The sequence below is a fragment of the Nonomuraea sp. NPDC003201 genome (assembly GCF_053590415.1).
Map to the genome: position 1 here is coordinate 1 of NZ_JBSFTC010000577.1, position 3,731 is coordinate 3,731.

Here is a 3,731-nt window from a genome sequence, read left to right on the forward strand (position 1 = left end):
CCAGCACATCCGAGCCCTCCGACTGGTGGTAACGCTACAAATCCATCCGATCACACTGCGACATCACGGGCATGGACTCGCGAACCGCACTCTCAAGAGCCTCATGGTGATCCTCAGCGCGATCTTCACCACCGCTCTGAACGACCAGGTGACTTACCTCCACCCGTGCAAGGGCGTGAAGACTCCCCCAGTCGTCCCTAAGCCGCTCACGATCATCAGTCCCGAGCAGTTCGCCACCTTGTACGACGCCCTGCCGGATGCCGACGTTCAACTCCTGGTGGAGACCGCCATCGAAACCGGCCTTCGCTGGGGAGAGCTCACAGAGCTTCGAGTCAAGGATCTCGATTTCGCCAGCCGCATCCTGACGGTTTGCCGAGCGGTGGTGGAGGTCAATCCGAAGTTCCATCCCCAGGGCATGAGGTTCCTCGTCAAGCCGTACCCAAAGGACAAGGAATGGCGCCGCTTCAAGCTGAGCGCCCAGATCGTTCGCAAGCTACAAGCCCATGTGAAGGCTCAGGGCCTGGGGCGCGAGGCTCTGTTCTTCGAGTGGAAGGACGACCCGAGTTCCCGTCCTCACCTCCGGGTTCTTCCCAACCCTGACTCGCTCGGCTTCACCGAGCAGAACGAAGTGGGTCGTTCCTATAAGCACGGCACACGTACGGCCTACACCACGGGGAAGTGCCGATGCGAGCACTGCCGCGCGGCGTTCGCAGCCTACCGAGCCGAAAGGCGCTCCAAGGGCAAGGACAACCCTCGACCGCCCCGAACGCGGGACACCGATGGCCACATCCCCGCCGACTGGTTCCGGAGATGCGTGTGGCACGTCGCCCTTGAAGCGGCTGAGTTGGAGATCGCCGTGCGGATCCATGACTTGCGCCATGCACACGCCTCCTGGCTCCTCGCCGGTGGCGCCGACCTGCAGGTAGTCAAGGAGCGTCTCGGCCACGCGTCCATCAAGACCACCGAGAAGTACCTGCACACGCTGGACGACGCAGACGAGACGGCGCTCGACGCTCTAGCCAAGATCAGGAACAGAAAAGCGCGGAAGTCGTCGTAGCGGAAAGACGGGCTCGCCACGTGCGGGAACACCTGACGAGCCCTTGAACCCACAACCCCTGGCGTAGGAAAGTCGAGGCTCGATGACAAACAGTACGCCTTGCGCGTGCGGCGAAGGTCACTCCCGTTCGGACCGAGTCATCGGATGGACCACCATCCTCACCGTTGTTCTGCTCGCTGCAATCGCCGCGACGGTGAGCTACCGCCACCTCCACATGCTCGCCATCCGCCACGGTGAGTCATCCTGGTCAGCGGCTCTGCTCCCGCTCTCGGTTGACGGCATGATCCTCGCAGCATCCATGGCCTTGCTGTCCGACTCGCGCCGCGGCAAGCGGGGCGGTCTCCTGCCTTGGAGCCTTCTGATCATTGGCAGCCTGGCGAGCGTCGGCGCCAACGTCGCCGTGGCTGAGCCCTCGACTATCGGCCGTGCGGTAGCGGCATGGCCGGCCTTTGCACTGATCGGTGGCATGGAGATGGCCTTCAGACTGGTGCGCTGCTCCGTCGGGCGCCGGACGTGTACGCACACGACCAACGATGTCGACCACCTCCTTGATCCGCAAACGGACTCCTGCTCCAGTCGCGGGCCTTCTCGCCGGAAACTGCAACGTGAAGCTTGGGAATGGGCCAACCAGAATCGGAGATCTGACGGGGCGTTGCCTCGCTCCGCCGACCTGGCGCGTCGCTTTCATCGCAGCCTTCGCTGGGCACGTCTGGTGAAGTCCGCCGGAGCAGCAGGCACGTTCGCGCGAGAACCAGCAGGTTGACCGGCATCCCGCCATCATGATCGGCCTAGAGGTCAGACGCTCCATCGAAGCGCTGGAGAGCCCGGGAGATCGACTGGTGGCCGGATCACTGACTGGTTGTATCGAGCATGCCAGCCATCGTAAAGGGTCAGGATTCAACTGGTTCCTCCATGGACGAATGACCTGCAGACAAGTGTCCGGAATGCCGACGGGATCCAAGCATTCAGCCGGTCAAGCAGGCGTTACGAGAGCACCACGCCCTATGGGCTTCCCGACCCGTCAGGCCTCTGCGTCGGTAAGCCACGTTTGCGAGGCTTATCGTTGGGTGCTGAACGCCTTCTCCAGATTGCCCATTTCCTGCCCAACGAGGCTCTTGATCAGCAGGGCGAGGGCCATCGCGACCCCGGCGATGACGGCGGTGATGATCACCCATTCAACCGCTGATGCGCCTCGGCTTGGTGCGTTGCGGGCACGTTGAATACGCACATCCAGGAAGGCCTGAATGTAGGTCCACGGCGTCATGGCCTCAACCATAGGTCCACAGAAGCCGACAACTACGGTAAGTAATTTAACTGTTACGTCTGGCGATAGTCCCTCAGTGAGGCCGCGAAGAGGAGCCGAGGGAGAACCACGCCCTCCGGCCTCGATGCTGTGCGAGGCCAGAGGACGTGGCGGGTCAAGAGGGGTGTCGACCTAGTGACCGCCTGGCCACACTGACGCCTTGCAGCCATCCCAGACGACCAGCCTGTTGGCACCGAGGTGCCCATAACAGAGCTTGAAGACCTTGACCGATCCCCAGAAGGAGTCGTCCGTAGCGCAGCCACCCTGGGGCGCCCGTACTTCGAACGCTTTCCTGGCGTCGATGGGATTGTCGTTATGCCAGACCGCCTTGTAGACGTGGCTGTCGTCCTTGCCGTCGCACACTCTGATCGACGATCGGTCGGCGGGGACGGTCACGCTGCCGTCGGCGTAGCCGTCTCGCCAACCCGACGCCTGGGCCGATGCCGGTACGGCGGCGCTCAGGATCAGTCCGCTTACGAGTAGCGCGATCGATCGACTTGCTCGTGGTGCCATTGCATCCTCCATCCTTTACAGCTCCAGGAGGATTACTTTAGGTAATCAAATGACTACGTCAAGTGGGAGGGGGTGATGGGTCTGCATCGTTCCGGGCGGCGAATCGCGCCAAATAGTTCAAAACGCGTGTTGGCTCAGCCGGCATGCAATGCACGTCTCACAGGCTCTTCATCGCTGGCCGGGCGTACAGCTCGACCACATAGGCCTGCCCGCCAAAGTCATAAGACCTGACGTGGCCGAGGATCTGAGCCTTGCTCAGCACCCGGCGCCGGTTGAGCATGAGCAGCCGCAGCAGGTCGAACTGGCCGGCGTCAGGTCAATCAACGTCCCCATCCTGGCCTCGACGTCCATAGCGAGATCGGCCACGACGAGCCATCCGCCGTTCCCGGCACAGGCCATCCCTGCGCAGGCGCAACAGCCACAATCGGCCAGACCGCGTCGAGATCTCTCGCAGGAGCGATAAGCACCTGGCACAGCTACAGCACTCACGGCGGCGACTGCGTGTTGAAATCCCTAACAGGGGTGATGAGCACTTGCACCGATTAGCCCTGTGACGGATGCTACCGACTCATGTTGAGACCCTCGCAGGGGCGATGAGCACAGGAAGCGGGCCGCTGATGGACGTCGGCGCCATCCGGTTGAGACCCCTCGCAGGGGCGATGAGCACGGCGGTCTTCTCCATCCGCCTGGCCGCCGATGTCATGGTGAGACCCCTCGCAAGGGCGATGAACAGGCGGCCCGCAAAAACGGCAGGACCTTGGACTGAGCTTGTTCCACTTTGACGGACACCATCGTTGTGGTGCTCAGGCTGCGTGAGCTGCCTCGAAGTCGGCAGGGCTACGGTAGCCCAGGCTGCTG

At 62.6% G+C, this 3,731-nt stretch carries 5 protein-coding genes; 2 read left to right on the forward strand and 3 right to left on the reverse strand.

The features are described 5' to 3' along the window. The coding region (locus ACWDX9_RS60975) for a tyrosine-type recombinase/integrase (protein ID WP_449973059.1) at nt 1-1,057 on the forward strand (1,057 nt) is incomplete at its 5' end. 82 nt (nt 1,058-1,139) lie between these two features. Beyond that, nucleotides 1,140-1,820: a DUF2637 domain-containing protein gene (locus tag ACWDX9_RS60980; RefSeq protein ID WP_449973060.1), complete on the forward strand. Its 681-nt coding sequence runs from the start codon at nt 1,140-1,142 to the stop codon at nt 1,818-1,820. A 294-nt stretch (nt 1,821-2,114) separates the two neighbouring features. Here ACWDX9_RS60980 and ACWDX9_RS60985 read toward each other — a convergent pair whose 3' ends face one another. The 3 genes from ACWDX9_RS60985 to ACWDX9_RS60995 all read right to left on the reverse strand — a co-directional run bounded on the left by ACWDX9_RS60985 (nt 2,115) and on the right by ACWDX9_RS60995 (nt 3,153). Then, nucleotides 2,115-2,321 (reverse strand): hypothetical protein, encoded by a 207-nt coding sequence (locus tag ACWDX9_RS60985; RefSeq protein ID WP_397374770.1) that lies wholly within the window; start codon nt 2,319-2,321, stop codon nt 2,115-2,117. 171 nt (nt 2,322-2,492) lie between these two features. Beyond that, nucleotides 2,493-2,873 (reverse strand): hypothetical protein, encoded by a 381-nt coding sequence (locus ACWDX9_RS60990; protein WP_449973061.1) that lies wholly within the window; start codon nt 2,871-2,873, stop codon nt 2,493-2,495. A 157-nt stretch (nt 2,874-3,030) separates the two neighbouring features. Then, on the reverse strand, nt 3,031-3,153 hold the full coding sequence (locus tag ACWDX9_RS60995) for a hypothetical protein (RefSeq protein WP_449973062.1): 123 nt from the start codon (nt 3,151-3,153) through the stop codon (nt 3,031-3,033). Nucleotides 3,154-3,731 lie beyond the last annotated feature (578 nt).